We start from the raw sequence: 13,496 nt of genomic DNA, 5'->3' as shown, positions 1-13,496 counted from the left end.
ACAGCGGGTTCAGTTCAACAGATCGCGTCCCCGTTCAGCCAGCGCGCGCTCCATCAGCTGTTGCAGCCATTGTTCCAGCGGAGGAACAGCGGTCAGCGCCGATTGTTCCTGCAAGGCCAGCTCAAAAGTGGCCTCGACCAGCCGGTCGGCGGCAATCGGATCGGTCAGGATCAGCCGCGCTGAAAGCCGCAGCCTTGGCAGCAGGGACACGAGGTCACGCGTATGGCTCCGGGCTGCGCGTTCCAGAAGGGCCACGGCTTCGCCAGCCAGGCAGGGTTTTGGCAGATGGGTTATATGAGCGAAGCGCCCTGGAATACCGGCGATGCTCTGGCCCGAATAGAACACGAAAGGGATGGCGGCTTCCATCAGGCGATCAGCAAGCGGATAGACTTTCTGGTCGCGCAGGTTCAGGTCAAGAACCGCCAGATCTGCATCACCCACGAAATCAGCGGCGTCGTTGACTGTAGGAAAAGGGCCCAGGACCCGGGCCTTTGCGGCACGAAAATGATCGGCGAGTTCATTCGCGACGAAATAATCGTCTTCGACGATCATAATGTTCTGGCCAGTCAGGGTCTGCATCTTGTTTCCGTCTCGCGTCGAGGTCGGTCATCATTGAGGCAGCTGACCCGGCGCGGTTCGGGTTTTGCACTCTTTCACTATGAACGAAGATCAGAATGACGCAACCTGGGTGATCATTGTGCAAAATGACATTATTTCAACGGGTTGATTTTTCCGATCTGCGAATCTGCGGATAACCGCCTGGTCTTTGCCGGGGATTGGGCCAATTCAGCCGTTCAGAGGTCAATCGGCTTTTCCAGCCTGGGCATAGCGGCATATGCTGGCGGCAATACGCCGGTGTCATATCCGGTAATGAACAGGAACGGTATTCCGGCGGCAATCAGAAAATCAGCGACCGCAAAAACCATATCGCCGCGCAAGTTCACATCCAGCATCGCGAAATCGGGCGTCGGGTCGAGGGAAAGGTGATCCAGCGCCTCGTGAACGGTTGGGAAAGGACCAATGACCAGCGCCCCGGCCTGATCGAGGAAACGCGCCAGATCGGCCGCCAGAAGATATTCATCCTCGACGATCATCACCCGTTTTCCGCCAAGGTCCGGCAGGAAGGCGGCCAGTTTTCGTTCTGTCATGCTTTACCTCCTTTCCGGGGGCACGACCCTGTGCTGATGCTGCATCATTCCGCGGAACATGGAGTATGAACAGGGGCAGCTAAGCAAAGTTCCCGCATAGGGACAGGGAACATGCGCGGCAGATGCCGGTTCACAGGGGATACAAAAGCGGAGATGCGGCTATGTCAGCTTTCGAAGATGAAAACACCCCTCCTGTGATCATCGCCACCGCCCCGGGCCATAAGGGGCAGGAAAAGACCGGAGACTCGCCGTTTTACCGCGACTATCCCAAGCCGCCCTTCCGCGGGCAGACCCAAGGTTTGCCCGGAAGTTTTCAGATGATGCAGCCCCGCCCGGATCATGGCGAGGAAAGCTGGCGCGGCGCGGGGCGGCTCGACGGGATGATCGCGGTGATCACCGGGGCTGACAGCGGAATCGGGCGTGCGGTGGCAATTGCCTACGCGCGCGAGGGCGCTGATATTGTGCTTGCCTATCTGAATGAGACCGCAGACGCGGCGGATACCGCGCGGTTGATCGAACAAGCCGGCAGGCGGTGCCTGCCTCTGGCGGCAGACATCGCGGATCCGGCGCAGTGCCGCGCCCTTATCGGCAAGGCAGTCGCAGAATTTGGCCGGATTGACATCCTCGTGAACAATGCCGCGCATCAGGACACGTTTGACGATCTGGATGCCATTTCCGACGAGGAATGGGCGCATACCTTTGCCGTGAATATCCATGCGGTCTTCTGGCTGTGCAAGGCTGCGGTGCCGCATATGCGACCGGGCAGCGCGATCATCAACACCGCCTCAATCAATGCGGACATGCCGAACCCGGCGCTGCTGGCCTATGCCACCACAAAGGGGGCGATCCAGAATTTCACCGGCGGGTTGGCGCAGATGCTGGCGGAGAAAGGCATCAGGGTGAATTGTGTGGCGCCCGGCCCGGTCTGGACCCCGCTTATCCCGGCCAGCATGTCCGCCGATAAGGTAGCGAAGTTCGGCGAGAATTACCCGATGAAACGCCCGGCGCAGCCGGTCGAGCTGGCCTCGGCCTATGTGATGCTGGCTGAACCGATGTCGAGCTATATCTCGGGGGCGACAGTGGCGGTGACCGGCGGCAAGCCGTTGATCTGATCCTCGCGCGGTTCGGTGGCGGAAGGGGAGCGCAGCGAGAACACAACGCCCTGTGGCTCAAAGGCCAGGACGGCATCTCCGTGAAATTCGTGGCGCAGCGCGGCCTCGATCAGCTCGCGCCCGAAGCCGCTTACCGCTGGTTCCTGCACCGGCGGGCCGCCTTCCTCGCGCCAGAACAGCGCGAACTGGCCGCGTCGCTGGGTCCATTCGATGGTGACCCGGCCATTGCCATCCGACCAGGCCCCGTATTTCTGCGCATTGGTGGCCAGCTCGCCAAGCGCGAGGCTCAGTGCGAAGACCTGGTCCGCCTCGATCATCACCGGCGGGCCGCGCGTGACGAGCCGGTTTTCCGGCAGGGTGCCGGCAAGCGCGCCCGCGATCAGCGCGCGAATATCCAGCGTCCCGTCAATATCCTCCAACAGCGCGCGCTGCGCCTGATCCAGCTGGCTCAGGCGGCGGATCGCGGCATCCAGCGCAGCCTCGGGCGATGCGGCATGTCGGAAGGTCAGGCGCAGGATCGCCACCGCCTTCGCATAGGCATTCTTGATCCTGTGCCGCAATTCGCCGTTCAGAATGCGGCTGCGGCGGGCGGTCAGAACCTCGCCCGTGGTCTCGATCACGGTGTTCATAAAGCCGCAGATCCTGCCGGTCTCATCCGCGACCGGGCTGTAGCAGAAAGTGAACCAGCCGGTCTCCGGCCCGTTGCCGCGCTCGATCTGCAGCTCATAATGCCGGATGAAGGTTGATTGCCCGGAGAGGGCGCGATCCGCGATCGGTCCGATTTCATGCCAGGCCTCGGCCCAGATCACGCTGAAGGGCTGGCCAAGGCAGGGGGCTTTCTGACCGAGGATCGGCACGAAGGCGTCATTGTAGATGGTGATCATCTCCGGCCCCCAGCACAGGCATTTGGGGAAATCGGAGCGCAGGATCAGATCGGCAGTGATCTTCAGCGCAACTGGCCATGCGTCACGCGGGCCGAGCGGGGTCCGTCCCCAGTCGAACCGACGCACCTGATCACCAATCACCCGATCATGTCCGGTTTCCACGATGATAAGCCCGCTCTTTTAGTCACGTTAGACAGATGTGCATGAGCCGGGATGTTTGTATTTTTCAAAACCCCGATCAAGAATATTTTTTCGGGCCGCCGGGGGGGATGAGCGGCTCCCGGATCAGACGGGGGGAAAGGGATATCTCAAGGTCCGAAGCGGGGCATCCGGACCGGCCGCGTGTAAGCTGAACGTCATACCCTCAATGAAGGTGGCCGCGCATTTCGCTGAAAGCACCCGTCGGACTGCGTTTTCCTGGCCCGATCAGATCGGCGGCATCCTGTAAGTGTTGCATCAGATCGAGGGCCTGTTCAGGGATTACAGCCTGCCTTGTCCAGTGGATCAGATCGCTGAGGCCGGCGACAAATGAATGCTGCGGCAGAAAACCGATCAGGTTTTCGGCGGCCCCCGGCGCTCCGATGAGATGGCGGCCGGTCCCTATGCAAGCCATCTCAAGCGGCCTGACCTGTCCGGCCTGTCCGAAAGCTTCCCGGGCGATCAGCTCGGCCACCTCGGTCGCAGTGTGTCCGATACCCGATGTAATGTTGAGCGAAGGGAGGTCTCGGTTACAAGCGGTAAGGGCCAGGCACATCGCGTGAGCGGCGTCCCCGACATGCAGCCAGTCATCCGTCTGCCCGCCATCTTCCAAAAGCACGGGCGGCTCTCCGCGAAGAACAGCCGCCGCCATAAGGCCGATCTCACCGCCGACCGTTATGTCGCCAGCCATCGGGGTGCCGTAAAGACGCCCCATGCGCAAAACGGCGACATCCGCCCCGGTGGCACGTGCCCAGATCCTGACCATCCGCTCGCGGAGCAGGCAGAGCTTTGCCGCCTCGTTCAGGGGAGAGGTCGGCGCATCTTCCGGGGTCGGCATCGCGGCGATGGGCTGGCCCCGCAATCCTTTGGCCTGCCAGATCCCCGCTTGCAGGTCTTCAACCATGCGGCGGGCAGGCTGGGGCTGACCATCTTCGTCGATATAGTGGCCCTCACCATAGACCATCAGGCTTGATTGCAGGACAAATCGCCTGATGCCCGCTGTAGCTGCAGCCCGCAAAAGCGCGATCATCTCTGTCAGGGCGGCCGAGGGGGATGCGGGCGGCCGCTTCAACAGATCTAGGTCCATTGGATGCACCGGGGGGATCAGATGGATAATGGCATCGGCCCGCGTGAGCGCCAAAGCAAGACTGTCCTGGTCGGCGGGCCAGGACATGATCAGGTCGAGATCCGCAGGAATTGTCAGAGTGGCGGCGCCGGGGCTGCTGTCGGAATGGCCATGCAGTCGGCCATCAAGACCGATGACCTCATGGCCCCGTTCCCGCAGCGCCCGCACGAGATGGCGCCCATGATGGCTGCAGACGGATGTGACAAGGACACAGGTCATGGCTGGTTACCTCTCAAAAGGGGGGCTGGCTCTGATCGTGTCAGAGCCAGCCCTGCCGCGACCGCCACCGGGAGCGGGCGGCGGTCGCGGCCTCAGGCGGCGGCGAGCGCGGCCTGGTTGACGGATCCCTCGGCAAGCTTCGACAGCGTGCTGTCGGTCGCCTCTTCTTCGGCAAGCGTGCTTTGCAGGATCTTTGCGATCTCGGGCTGACCCATCAGCTTTGCCCAGTTTCTGAGCGTGCCGTAGCGTGCCATTTCATAGTGCTCGACCGCCTGGGCAGAGGCGATTAGACCGGCATCCAGCGCGGGTGAGCCTTTGAAGCCGTCGATCACCTCTTCGCCTTCGTCAAGGATGCCTTCAATCGCCGGGCAGGTCTTGCCGCGCGCGGGTTTCCCCAGAATTTCGAACACCTGCTGGAGCCGTTCGACATGCACCTGGGTTTCGTCATGGTGTTTCTCAAAGGCCGTGCCCAGCTCTGCCGACTGCGCGGCGCGGGCCATTTTCGGCAAGGCTTTCAGGATTTTTCGCTCGGCGTAATAGACGTCTTTCAGCAGGTCGAGAAACAGATCATCAAGGGTCTTCGCTTTCATGGCTTCGCTCCTGTGCGGGTTGGTAGGGTTCAGTTGCTCGAACCGGCAGGGGCGCAGATTGTTCCGGGCCGCCGCGATCCTCTTTGTGCGGCGGCGGAGGGTCGCCCCCCGGCCCGCATGCCGCCGGGAACATTATTGGCGCGTCCCGGATTGAAACCCTGTCAGACAGACCCTGAAAGGAGTTCGCCATGTCCGCGCCACAAACCAATCTGGAAAAGCAAACAAGGCGCCACTGGGCCCCGCTGCTCGGCATCGCTTTGGCCGCCCTGTTCGGGGTGGGGATCATCGTTTACTGGTTGGGAGAAGAGGTCTCCGACGCCGACCCGCAGCCCCCGGCGGGCCTTGATGCCGGAACCGTCAACGAGCCGGCCACCTCGACCATCCCTGCCGAGGTCGTCGAGCCGGATGCCCAGTCCGGCACAACCAACAGCCCGGCGAGCGAGCCGACAACGCGTGAAAGCCCGCCTGACCCCAATGCGCCCGAAGGCCAGCCGACAGAGTAACGGGCGGTCACATCTCAAAATCTGACTCGGCTCGCGACCTAGCGGGCCAAAGATCAGCGGCCCTGGCACCTGACAGTGCCGGGGCAGCAAGTCATCGCACCTCGGGCATTGCCGCTGGATTAGGGAGTCCGGGAACATCGCGTTGTCCTGAATGACGCTTTTTCCGCCGTCGATCCCTCTTCGAAAGCGGAGGCTTCTCATGCAACTGCGGCCCGCTTTTTCGCGGGCCGCAGCGGCGGGTTCAGCAGTCCTGCCGGGGATCAGCCTGGTTTGGAACCGGGCTTCCCGGTTTCAGCAGCCATGGCGGGGATCGCGGCTGGCGAGGCCTCGTCCTGCCGGTCGCGGATCCGCAGATTGTTCTGGACATGCACGATGCCCGAGCAGTTCTCGACCGCATCCTCGGCGGCGCGCTTGGCCTGGCGGGACGAGACATGCCCGCTGAGTGTGACCTCTCCATTCGCCACCTCGACCGAGATTCCCCGGGCGTCTACAGCATCGGCATCGGCCAGCCGGTCACAGACATCTTCCCGCATCCGTTCGTCGCTGCGCTTGTAGTCTTTCGGTCCATGGCCGCGAAATCCCCGCGGCTCATCCCGGCCCTGACCCTGGAAGGCGGCATACATGCCGGCATCATAGCTGCGGGGCGGGAAACCCGCGACATAGGGCGGCGACCCTGCGCTTTCGCGAAACCCACCCTGGCTTTCGCGAGTCCAGCCTGCGTCTTCGCTGCGGTTCCGGCCCTCTTCATCGTAGCGGCGTTCATGGCGGGCAAAGCCATAGGCATGGCCGCTGTCCTGTTGGCCCCGATCCGGCCGACCGTAATCCTGCCGCTCATATTCGCCGCGCCCATAGTCCTGGCGGCCATAATCGTCATGCGCCCGTCCCGGCGCGCGCTCACTGTCCCGCCGGTCCCGGTCCCATTCTGATCCAGTCCGGAAACGGGTTTCGGCCTCGTCTTCGCGGGAGCGCGGCTGGTCATAGGCGCGCGGGCGCCAGGCGGTCGTATGTTCGTCCCGGCCACCCCCATCTCTCTCGAAACGGGCGCGGTCCCGCTGTGCGTCCTGGCTCTCATCATAGCGCCGATTTGCCATTGGTCTCTCCTCCTCGGTTGCCCGGCTCTGCGCCGGTCTCTGATGAACCGCGGGGTCCTGGACTTTGTTCCTGTTCAGGGTGCGGCCTGGTCGATGACGGCGCAGGCCAGGCGGTCCCCTGCATTTCCGGTCGGCTGACTGCGGTGATCATCCGCCCCGGCATGGACCATCAGGGCGCGACCCCGGATGGAATTATTGCCTTCGCCGAGGGTCACGTTCGGGTTCAGTACCTGCACCCGGGCAAAGCCATCCGCATCGCTGTGGATGTTCGGCATGTCCCCGGCATGGGGGCCGGTTTCCGACAGCACGCCATGTTCCACATTGCCGGGGTTGAAATGGCCACCGGCGGAGTCGTGTCCGCTATGGGGGTCGCAGCTGCCGGTCTCATGGATGTGGAACCCAAGCCAGGCATTGGCTGGAAGGCCACCCAGCTCCAGGTCAATCAGCACGCCGCCCCGGGTTTCGGTCAGGGTGGCGGTGCCGGTCTCGACCCCGTCGAGGCTGACAAAGCTCGTCTGGGCCTCTTGGGCAAAAGCGGTGGAGGGCAGGGCAAGCGCTGCGCAAAAGAGGCCAATGGTTAGCGGTTTCATCGGTTGATCCTTTGATATGGGTGTAGAAACCCGGATTGTTCCAGAGCGGTCAGTCCATGAGCGCGCCATCGTCCTGTCGCGCCTCCGGCGGGCCATCATCGCGGATGTCGCGGACCGCTTCCGGAGAGACGGGGGCTGCGTCATTGCCCCAGGCCTCGCGCAGAAAACTGGTCAGGGCGGCAATGTCGTCGTCACTGAGACGCGCCTCATAGCCCTGCATCACCAGCGGCATCGGTCGCTGCGCCGTGCCCTCGACCGTGGCACCCCAGAGGATGATCGACACCAGCGGCGTGATCTCATCGGAGAGAACTAGGCTATTGTCCTGCAAGGCCGGGAAGATCTCAGGCGAGCCGCGGCCGGTGACGAAATGGCATTGCGCGCAATTGTCCATGAAGACCCTTGCCCCTAAAGGCATGTCCGGGGAGGACTCGGTCAGCATCCGGGCCGTGGCCTCGCCCCGCGCATCCGCCTGAGCGGCAGGGCGGGCGAGGGGCCCCCGGGGCACGGTCATTTCCGGCGGGTCATGGGGCTGGCCGTCAAGCGCCTTCAGAAAACGCGCCATGGCGATGATATCCGCATCGGTCAGATATTGCAGTGAATGCTCGACCACGAGGCCCATCTCGCCATTGGCAGTCGCGGCGAAGTTGCGCCCGGTGGCAAGGAAGGCGGTCAGCTCCGGGGTAGGCCAGTCGCGGATCACGCTTCCCGGCCCCCGCAGGGCGGGCGCTTGCTGGCCGTCGATGTAACCGCCGGTCAGGAAGGCGGGCTGATCCGCCGTGATCCCGTCCTGGCCCATATAGGCGGTGCGCGGGCTGTGGCAGGCGGCGCAATGGCCCGGTCCTTCGACCAGATACTGGCCGCGATCCAGCACCTTGTCGCCCATGATCCCGTTGAACCCGCTGTCATGGGTAAGGATTAGCCAGTTCAGCGCGCGGATGCCCCAACGCTGGTTGAAGGGGAAGGGCAGATCGGGTTCGGGCACATCAATGCGGACCGGCTGCACCTCTTCCATGAAATAGGTGTGAAGCGCGCGGATGTCGCCTTCGGTCAGCAGGCGGTAATTCTCATAGGGCATGGCCGGATAAAGATGGCTGCCATCGGCACTGAGCCCGTCGACCAGGGCTGCGCGAAATTGATCAAGGGTCCAGCCGCCGATGCCGGTTTCCGGGTCTGGGGTGATGTTCGCGGTATAGATCGTGCCGAGCGGGCTGTGGATCGCCCGCCCGCCTGCGAAATCCGCGCCACCCTCGGCGGTATGGCAGGCCATGCAATCGCCCGCCCGCATGGCATATTCACCCGCGCCGGGTTCAGGTGCCCAATCAGCGGGCAAGGCCTCGGAGGCGGGGGTGCGGCTGACCGGGATCCAGATCAGGCCCGCGATGAACAGGACCGCGACCAGGGCAAGGGCCGTGAAGAGGCGAAGGACGGTTTTCATCTCATACCCCCCTCAGACCAGCGGGCCGGGATTGCGCAGATATTGGCGCCGGATCGCATCTGCCGCCCAATAGGCGAGGCCGCCCACGAGGCCGGTCGGGTTATACTGCGTGTTCTGCACAAAGGCCCCCGCGCCGGTCACAAAGACATTGTGCTTGTCCCAGGCCTGGAGATAGCGGTTCAGCGGGCCGCCCTCCGGCGTCTGTGACATGATCGCGCCGCCAGTGTTATGGGTGGTCTGATAGGGCCGCACATCATAGCGGCTGTCGAAATCCTTATAGCTGGATTTCATCAGATCGGGCTGCATCGTGCGCGCCAGAGCCTCGATCTTTTCCTGCAGAAAGGCGTTCAGCCGCAGCTCATTGGGATGCCAGTCAAAGGTGATCCGCATCAGGGGGCGGCCATGGCGGTCGCGGTAGGTCGGATCCAGATCGCAGTAATGGCCCCGGTAAGACATGACCGAGGCATGATGCGAGATGCTCATCTCATGGCCATACCATTCGGCAATCGCCGATTTCCAGCCGGCGCCCCACTCCGGTGTATTCTCGGGCAAAGGCATCGAGCGGATCGGCTGACCATTGGTCTGGGCTGAAGAGATATAGGCGCCGCCAATGAACCCCTCGGCCCCGAAATCAATCGCATTCATGCCGAAATCATCAATGCAGACGCCATTGATTCCGGACCCCACAAAGGGATTGAAATGCTCATCCCTGAAGAACATCGAGGTCGAGCCGGTGATCTGATAGCCGTAATTCTTCCCCGTTACACCTTTGCCGGTGGCCGGATCATAGGGCTGGCCGATGCCAGAGATCAGCATCAGCCGAACATTCTCGATCTGATAGGCGGCGAGGATGACGATATCGGCGGGCTGGAACACCTCTTCGCCGGTATCTTCGTCGAAATATGTCACGCCGGTCGCGGTCAGGCCGTCCGCTGCCATCTCGACGCGCAGGACTTCGGCCCCGGTGCGGTAGCTGAAATTCGGCTTACGAAAGAGCGCCGCAAGGATCGTCGTCTGGGGGGATGATTTCGAATACTGATAACAGCCATAGCGCTCGCAAAAGCCGCAGAAATTGCAGGCCCCCATCTGCATGCCGTATTCATTGACATAAGAGGTCGAGGCATTGCCGCCCGGGCGCGGAAAAGGGTGATAGCCCATGGCCCGCGCGGCCTCGGCGAATTTCGCGCCGTTATATGTGACGGGCAGCGCGGGCATCGGGTAATCGCGCGACCGCCAGCCCTCGAACGGATTGCCGCCTTCGCGGATCTCGCCGTTGAGATTTCCCGCGATGCCGGAAATCCCGGCCACATATTCAAAACGGTCGAAAAACGGCTCCAGGTTATCATAGGTGACGGGGTAGTCGCCGATGGTCATGTCTTCGGGGATGATCGCGGCACCCCAGCGGTCAGTGACATAACTGCGCAGTCCCATTTCCACCGGCTGCGGCCGCCAGTTCTGACCGTTCCAATGCACGCCGGAACCGCCGACACCATTCCCCAGCAGGAACGAGCCCCATTTGCGCATCGGCAGCGCGGTTTCATGCAGATCACGCCGGATGGTGATGGTCGACTGCGAGGGACGCTGCATCATCTTGTGCCGCTCGCCCTGCGACAACTCGTCGATCATCTCAGGATATTTCATCTCCGGCACGGTGCGCCGGTCGGGGCCGCGCTCCAGCGCGAGAATTTCCAGCCCTTCTTCGGCCAGTTCCATCCCCATGATCGCGCCGGTCCAGCCAAGGCCCACGATCACCACTTCTTTCTTCGGATCCTGTCTCGCCATGGCTCAGGCCCTCTCGCCCGAGATCGATACCGGACCGAGCGGGTAGGGGATATTGTGCCGCCCCACCCATTCCCTGTAATGCGCCCGCGCGCCGGGAAAGCCGATATGGACCCAGGCGGCCATGCCGTGATTGCCGCCATGGATCGGGTCCGAAAAATAGCCCTCTTTGGTATTGGTGAGCAGGATGTCAAAGAAATCGCGCAGCTCTGGCGGCAATGGGACATCGCCGCCTTCAAGTGCCGTCAGCGCCTCGTCCTGCATCGCCGCGTCCAGATCGGCAAAAGCCGTGCCATGGCGGGAGACGCACCATTCATCGAAAAGCGGAATAGCCGCGCGGTAGATGTCTGCGGGCGAAAGCGGGGATTGCCAGCCCAGTTCCGGTGGTGCATCGGGCTGATGCGGGCCTTCCATATACCAGTCCGTCGCCGCACCAAAATCGCCCGCCAGCTCGCGGTCGATAAACACCGGCACCCGCGCCTCGATGGCACCCGGACCCTCACCGTCGGACGGGATCAGGCGCGCGACCGCAGCAAGGACAAACACCCATTCGTTTTCCGTCAGCCAGGCGCGGGGATAGTCTTTGAGAGGCGGCATATCCTGCGCAGCTACGGTGGACGGCCAAAGACCGGCCGCAGCAAAGCTGGCAGCGGATACCCTGAGGAATTGCCGGCGACCCGGGTGGCTGAGGGGGAAATGCGGCTTGGGGTTCTGTGGTGGGGCGGTCATGTCGTTTCCCTGGCTGTGAACGGGGCTGGAAGCGGCATCCGGGATGCTCTGGGAAACCTGAACCGGCGCAGGCTCAGATTGTTCCTGCGAATCCGGAACAGTCCCGCCGTACAGGAGTTTCACCATGCCGTAGGATCAATGAGGCTGGTCAGGATATGCCTGAAAACACTGATGTGCTCTGTGCGGTGCTGGATCAGCTTAATGAAGTGGGCGAGGCCGAGACTGTCAGTGTTGGCGCGATTGTTGAGGCCAGCGGGACACGCTCCTTCGCGACGCTCATGCTGATTTTCGCGCTGATTGCCGTGTCTCCGGCCAGCATTGTGCCGGGTGTGACAAGTCTGGTTGCGGTGCTGGAATTCCTGTTGGTGGCGCAGATGATTGCCGGCAGACGCCATGTCTGGCTGCCAGATATGGTATCTGAACGTGAAATCGCGGGCGCGCGCCTGCGTTCCGCAGTGTCTTGGCTGCGCAGACCGATCGCTGCAATTGATCATGTCCTGCGACCAAGGCTCAGCTTCCTGACCGAGAAGCCCTTCCTTTACCTGTGGCTTTTTCTGATTCTCACGCTCACGCTTGTGATGCCTTTCATGGAGCTGATCCCGGGCACAGGAACGGTCGCATCGGGGTTCATTGCGCTTGTGGCGGCGGCTGTGCTGACGAGGGATGGCGCCTTGCTGCTACTGGCTGCTCTCTGTCTTGGCGCTTTGATCTGGATGGCGCGCTGGATCGGCGGGGCGATGCTGTGAGCGGTAAGACTTCGGCATGTCCTGTCTGCAAAAGCCCCCCCGACAAACAGGGCACACGAACAAACAGGGCGCCCGAACCGGATCCGGGCGCCCCGCTGGCGGGGTATCAGTGCTGATGTTCAGGCAGCTCTTTCAGCTGCTCTTTGGTCCAGGCGGTTTTGCCATGAACCTCGCCATTCTCATCGCGCATCAGGTTCAGCTGATCGACACTGAGAAGCACCGGCTTAGACCCGATCCCCAGAAATCCGCCGACATCAACAACAACCTGGGTTGCCGCCCCGCTGCCATGCACATGCGAGATGGTCCCGACCTTGCGATCATCAACCCCATAGATCGGGGCGCTGGTCAGGACGGCTTCGGTCAGTTCCGAATGGGTCAGGGGCGTGTGTCTGCTGTGGTCCATGAGTTTCTCCTCTGGATATCGCGGGTTGTCCGTGCGGCGGTTTCCCGCACGGAAATGCGGTGAAGATGCCGCTGCAAAGGGGACAGAAGCTCGTCTGCCAATGCGTTGGCTGCGATGGGAAACCGGGAAAACCATCGCATTCTTCTTACCCTTGCGCCCGGTTGACATGCGAAACGGCATCTTCCCGGGGATAAACCTCCCGCCCCCTGGCTTGTTCCCCGGCAGTCGTGGGGGGCTCCTGTTCAGCCCTTTTTCGGCGGCTCCCTGCCGCAAGGGGGCGAAAGGGACGGCGGGTTCTCGCGGCGAAAGTTTGCGGGCGGGAACTCCCGGAGTTGCGAATGGTTCTGCTTCATTGCCTGTCACCTGCGGCTTGTCAGAGGTGCAGAGCGGCGCGCATCACAGACGAGGACATATATGATCGAGAGCTTTGCCACCCTCCTGAGCGCCGAATTCCGCAATCCCTTTCTGGCGGTCAGTGCAGAGGCGGCGCTGCTGCGTCTGATGTTCGCCGCCATCCTTGGCGCGGCAATCGGGTTCGAGCGCGAGCTGCATGCCTCTGCGGCGGGTCTGCGCACCCATATGATCGTTTCAATGGCCGCCTGCCTTTTCACCATCATTGCGGCCGAGATCATGGCGCAGGAGTTCCGGGAGGTGAGCCAGATCCAGACCGATCCCTTGCGCCTGATCGAGGCGGTGACCGCAGGCGTGGCGTTCCTTGCCGCCGGGTCGATCATCACCTCGGGCGGCAGGGTGAAGGGGCTGACGACCGGGGCGGGCATGTGGATGGCGGGGGCCATCGGGCTGGCAAGTGGCAGCGGGTTGCTGCCGCTTGCCATCATGGCGACGGTGCTTGCGATCCTTGTGCTCTGGCTGTTGCGGCGGGTGTCGCAGCGCATCGCGAAAAACGGCGAGGGCGCTACGCCGGATCAGCAAAACTGACATA

The 13,496-nt window shown here is 62.6% G+C and carries 15 protein-coding genes; 4 read left to right on the top strand and 11 right to left on the bottom strand.

Annotated features, from left to right (window positions below):
- Positions 1–9 precede the first annotated feature (9 nt).
- Both JC607_RS02875 and JC607_RS02870 read right to left on the bottom strand, forming a co-directional pair.
- Positions 10–579 (bottom strand): hypothetical protein, encoded by a 570-nt coding sequence (locus JC607_RS02875; RefSeq protein WP_198835447.1) that lies wholly within the window; start codon positions 577–579, stop codon positions 10–12.
- Between the two features lie 215 nt (positions 580–794).
- Positions 795–1,148, bottom strand: a complete 354-nt coding sequence (locus JC607_RS02870) for a response regulator (RefSeq protein WP_198835446.1) — start codon at positions 1,146–1,148, stop codon at positions 795–797.
- A 317-nt stretch (positions 1,149–1,465) separates the two neighbouring features.
- Between JC607_RS02870 and JC607_RS02865 the strand changes: the two genes are divergently transcribed.
- Positions 1,466–2,260, top strand: coding sequence for an SDR family oxidoreductase (locus tag JC607_RS02865; RefSeq protein WP_233092601.1), 795 nt, complete (start codon positions 1,466–1,468; stop codon positions 2,258–2,260).
- Here the strand turns inward: JC607_RS02865 and JC607_RS25930 are convergent.
- The 3 genes from JC607_RS25930 to JC607_RS02850 all read right to left on the bottom strand — a co-directional run bounded on the left by JC607_RS25930 (position 2,209) and on the right by JC607_RS02850 (position 5,277).
- Positions 2,209–3,306, bottom strand: a complete 1,098-nt coding sequence (locus tag JC607_RS25930; RefSeq protein ID WP_198835444.1) for a sensor histidine kinase — start codon at positions 3,304–3,306, stop codon at positions 2,209–2,211. The genes JC607_RS02865 and JC607_RS25930 overlap by 52 nt on opposite strands.
- Before the next feature lie 202 nt (positions 3,307–3,508).
- The gene (locus JC607_RS02855; protein WP_198835443.1) at positions 3,509–4,687 is read right to left on the bottom strand and encodes an NAD(P)-dependent oxidoreductase; all 1,179 of its coding nucleotides are present in this window, start codon (positions 4,685–4,687) and stop codon (positions 3,509–3,511) included.
- Positions 4,688–4,779: 92 nt separating this feature from the next.
- Complete coding sequence (locus tag JC607_RS02850; protein ID WP_198835442.1) at positions 4,780–5,277, bottom strand: ferritin-like domain-containing protein; 498 nt, start codon at positions 5,275–5,277, stop codon at positions 4,780–4,782.
- A gap of 188 nt (positions 5,278–5,465) precedes the next feature.
- On the opposite strand from JC607_RS02850, the gene JC607_RS02845 reads away from it, so the two are divergent.
- Positions 5,466–5,780, top strand: coding sequence for a hypothetical protein (locus JC607_RS02845; RefSeq protein ID WP_198835441.1), 315 nt, complete (start codon positions 5,466–5,468; stop codon positions 5,778–5,780).
- A 260-nt stretch (positions 5,781–6,040) separates the two neighbouring features.
- Here the strand turns inward: JC607_RS02845 and JC607_RS02840 are convergent, their stop codons facing one another.
- The 5 genes from JC607_RS02840 to JC607_RS02820 all read right to left on the bottom strand — a co-directional run bounded on the left by JC607_RS02840 (position 6,041) and on the right by JC607_RS02820 (position 11,404).
- Positions 6,041–6,871, bottom strand: a complete 831-nt coding sequence (locus tag JC607_RS02840) for a BON domain-containing protein (protein WP_198835440.1) — start codon at positions 6,869–6,871, stop codon at positions 6,041–6,043.
- Positions 6,872–6,945: 74 nt separating this feature from the next.
- Positions 6,946–7,461, bottom strand: a complete 516-nt coding sequence (locus tag JC607_RS02835) for a superoxide dismutase family protein (protein WP_198835439.1) — start codon at positions 7,459–7,461, stop codon at positions 6,946–6,948.
- Positions 7,462–7,510: 49 nt separating this feature from the next.
- A complete protein-coding gene (locus JC607_RS02830) occupies positions 7,511–8,896 on the bottom strand; it encodes a cytochrome c (protein ID WP_198835438.1) in 1,386 nt (461 codons plus the stop codon).
- Positions 8,897–8,908: 12 nt separating this feature from the next.
- A complete protein-coding gene (locus JC607_RS02825) occupies positions 8,909–10,678 on the bottom strand; it encodes a GMC family oxidoreductase (RefSeq protein ID WP_198835437.1) in 1,770 nt (589 codons plus the stop codon).
- Between the two features lie 3 nt (positions 10,679–10,681).
- Positions 10,682–11,404, bottom strand: coding sequence for a gluconate 2-dehydrogenase subunit 3 family protein (locus JC607_RS02820; protein ID WP_198835436.1), 723 nt, complete (start codon positions 11,402–11,404; stop codon positions 10,682–10,684).
- Positions 11,405–11,559: 155 nt separating this feature from the next.
- Here JC607_RS02820 and JC607_RS02815 point away from each other — a divergent pair, with 155 nt between their 5' ends.
- Positions 11,560–12,150, top strand: coding sequence for an exopolysaccharide biosynthesis protein (locus tag JC607_RS02815; protein ID WP_198835435.1), 591 nt, complete (start codon positions 11,560–11,562; stop codon positions 12,148–12,150).
- 106 nt (positions 12,151–12,256) lie between these two features.
- Here the strand turns inward: JC607_RS02815 and JC607_RS02810 are convergent, their stop codons facing one another.
- On the bottom strand, positions 12,257–12,553 hold the full coding sequence (locus JC607_RS02810) for a PRC-barrel domain-containing protein (RefSeq protein WP_198835434.1): 297 nt from the start codon (positions 12,551–12,553) through the stop codon (positions 12,257–12,259).
- A gap of 414 nt (positions 12,554–12,967) precedes the next feature.
- Here JC607_RS02810 and JC607_RS02805 point away from each other — a divergent pair, with 414 nt between their 5' ends.
- Complete coding sequence (locus tag JC607_RS02805) at positions 12,968–13,492, top strand: MgtC/SapB family protein (RefSeq protein WP_198835433.1); 525 nt, start codon at positions 12,968–12,970, stop codon at positions 13,490–13,492.
- The last annotated feature ends 4 nt before the right edge of the window (positions 13,493–13,496 follow it).

The organism is Paracoccus sp. IB05 (genome assembly GCF_016405985.1).
In the GTDB taxonomy this organism is placed as follows: domain Bacteria; phylum Pseudomonadota; class Alphaproteobacteria; order Rhodobacterales; family Rhodobacteraceae; genus Pseudogemmobacter.
The sequence above is the reverse complement of the archived record's forward strand: the minus strand, read 5'-3'. Positions and strand labels throughout refer to the sequence as shown.

Bases quoted from the DNA above. Each gene is read 5' to 3' on its own strand.
- JC607_RS02875 (WP_198835447.1), bottom strand. From the start codon at position 579: ATGCAGACCCTGACTGGCCAGAACATTATGATCGTCGAAGACGATTAT.
- JC607_RS02870 (WP_198835446.1), bottom strand. From the start codon at position 1,148: ATGACAGAACGAAAACTGGCCGCCTTCCTGCCGGACCTTGGCGGAAAA.
- JC607_RS02865 (WP_233092601.1), top strand. From the start codon at position 1,466: ATGATGCAGCCCCGCCCGGATCATGGCGAGGAAAGCTGGCGCGGCGCG.
- JC607_RS02855 (WP_198835443.1), bottom strand. From the start codon at position 4,687: ATGACCTGTGTCCTTGTCACATCCGTCTGCAGCCATCATGGGCGCCAT.
- JC607_RS02850 (WP_198835442.1), bottom strand. From the start codon at position 5,277: ATGAAAGCGAAGACCCTTGATGATCTGTTTCTCGACCTGCTGAAAGAC.
- JC607_RS02845 (WP_198835441.1), top strand. From the start codon at position 5,466: ATGTCCGCGCCACAAACCAATCTGGAAAAGCAAACAAGGCGCCACTGG.
- JC607_RS02840 (WP_198835440.1), bottom strand. From the start codon at position 6,871: ATGGCAAATCGGCGCTATGATGAGAGCCAGGACGCACAGCGGGACCGC.
- JC607_RS02835 (WP_198835439.1), bottom strand. From the start codon at position 7,461: ATGAAACCGCTAACCATTGGCCTCTTTTGCGCAGCGCTTGCCCTGCCC.
- JC607_RS02830 (WP_198835438.1), bottom strand. From the start codon at position 8,896: ATGAAAACCGTCCTTCGCCTCTTCACGGCCCTTGCCCTGGTCGCGGTC.
- JC607_RS02825 (WP_198835437.1), bottom strand. From the start codon at position 10,678: ATGGCGAGACAGGATCCGAAGAAAGAAGTGGTGATCGTGGGCCTTGGC.
- JC607_RS02820 (WP_198835436.1), bottom strand. From the start codon at position 11,404: ATGACCGCCCCACCACAGAACCCCAAGCCGCATTTCCCCCTCAGCCAC.
- JC607_RS02815 (WP_198835435.1), top strand. From the start codon at position 11,560: ATGCCTGAAAACACTGATGTGCTCTGTGCGGTGCTGGATCAGCTTAAT.
- JC607_RS02810 (WP_198835434.1), bottom strand. From the start codon at position 12,553: ATGGACCACAGCAGACACACGCCCCTGACCCATTCGGAACTGACCGAA.
- JC607_RS02805 (WP_198835433.1), top strand. From the start codon at position 12,968: ATGATCGAGAGCTTTGCCACCCTCCTGAGCGCCGAATTCCGCAATCCC.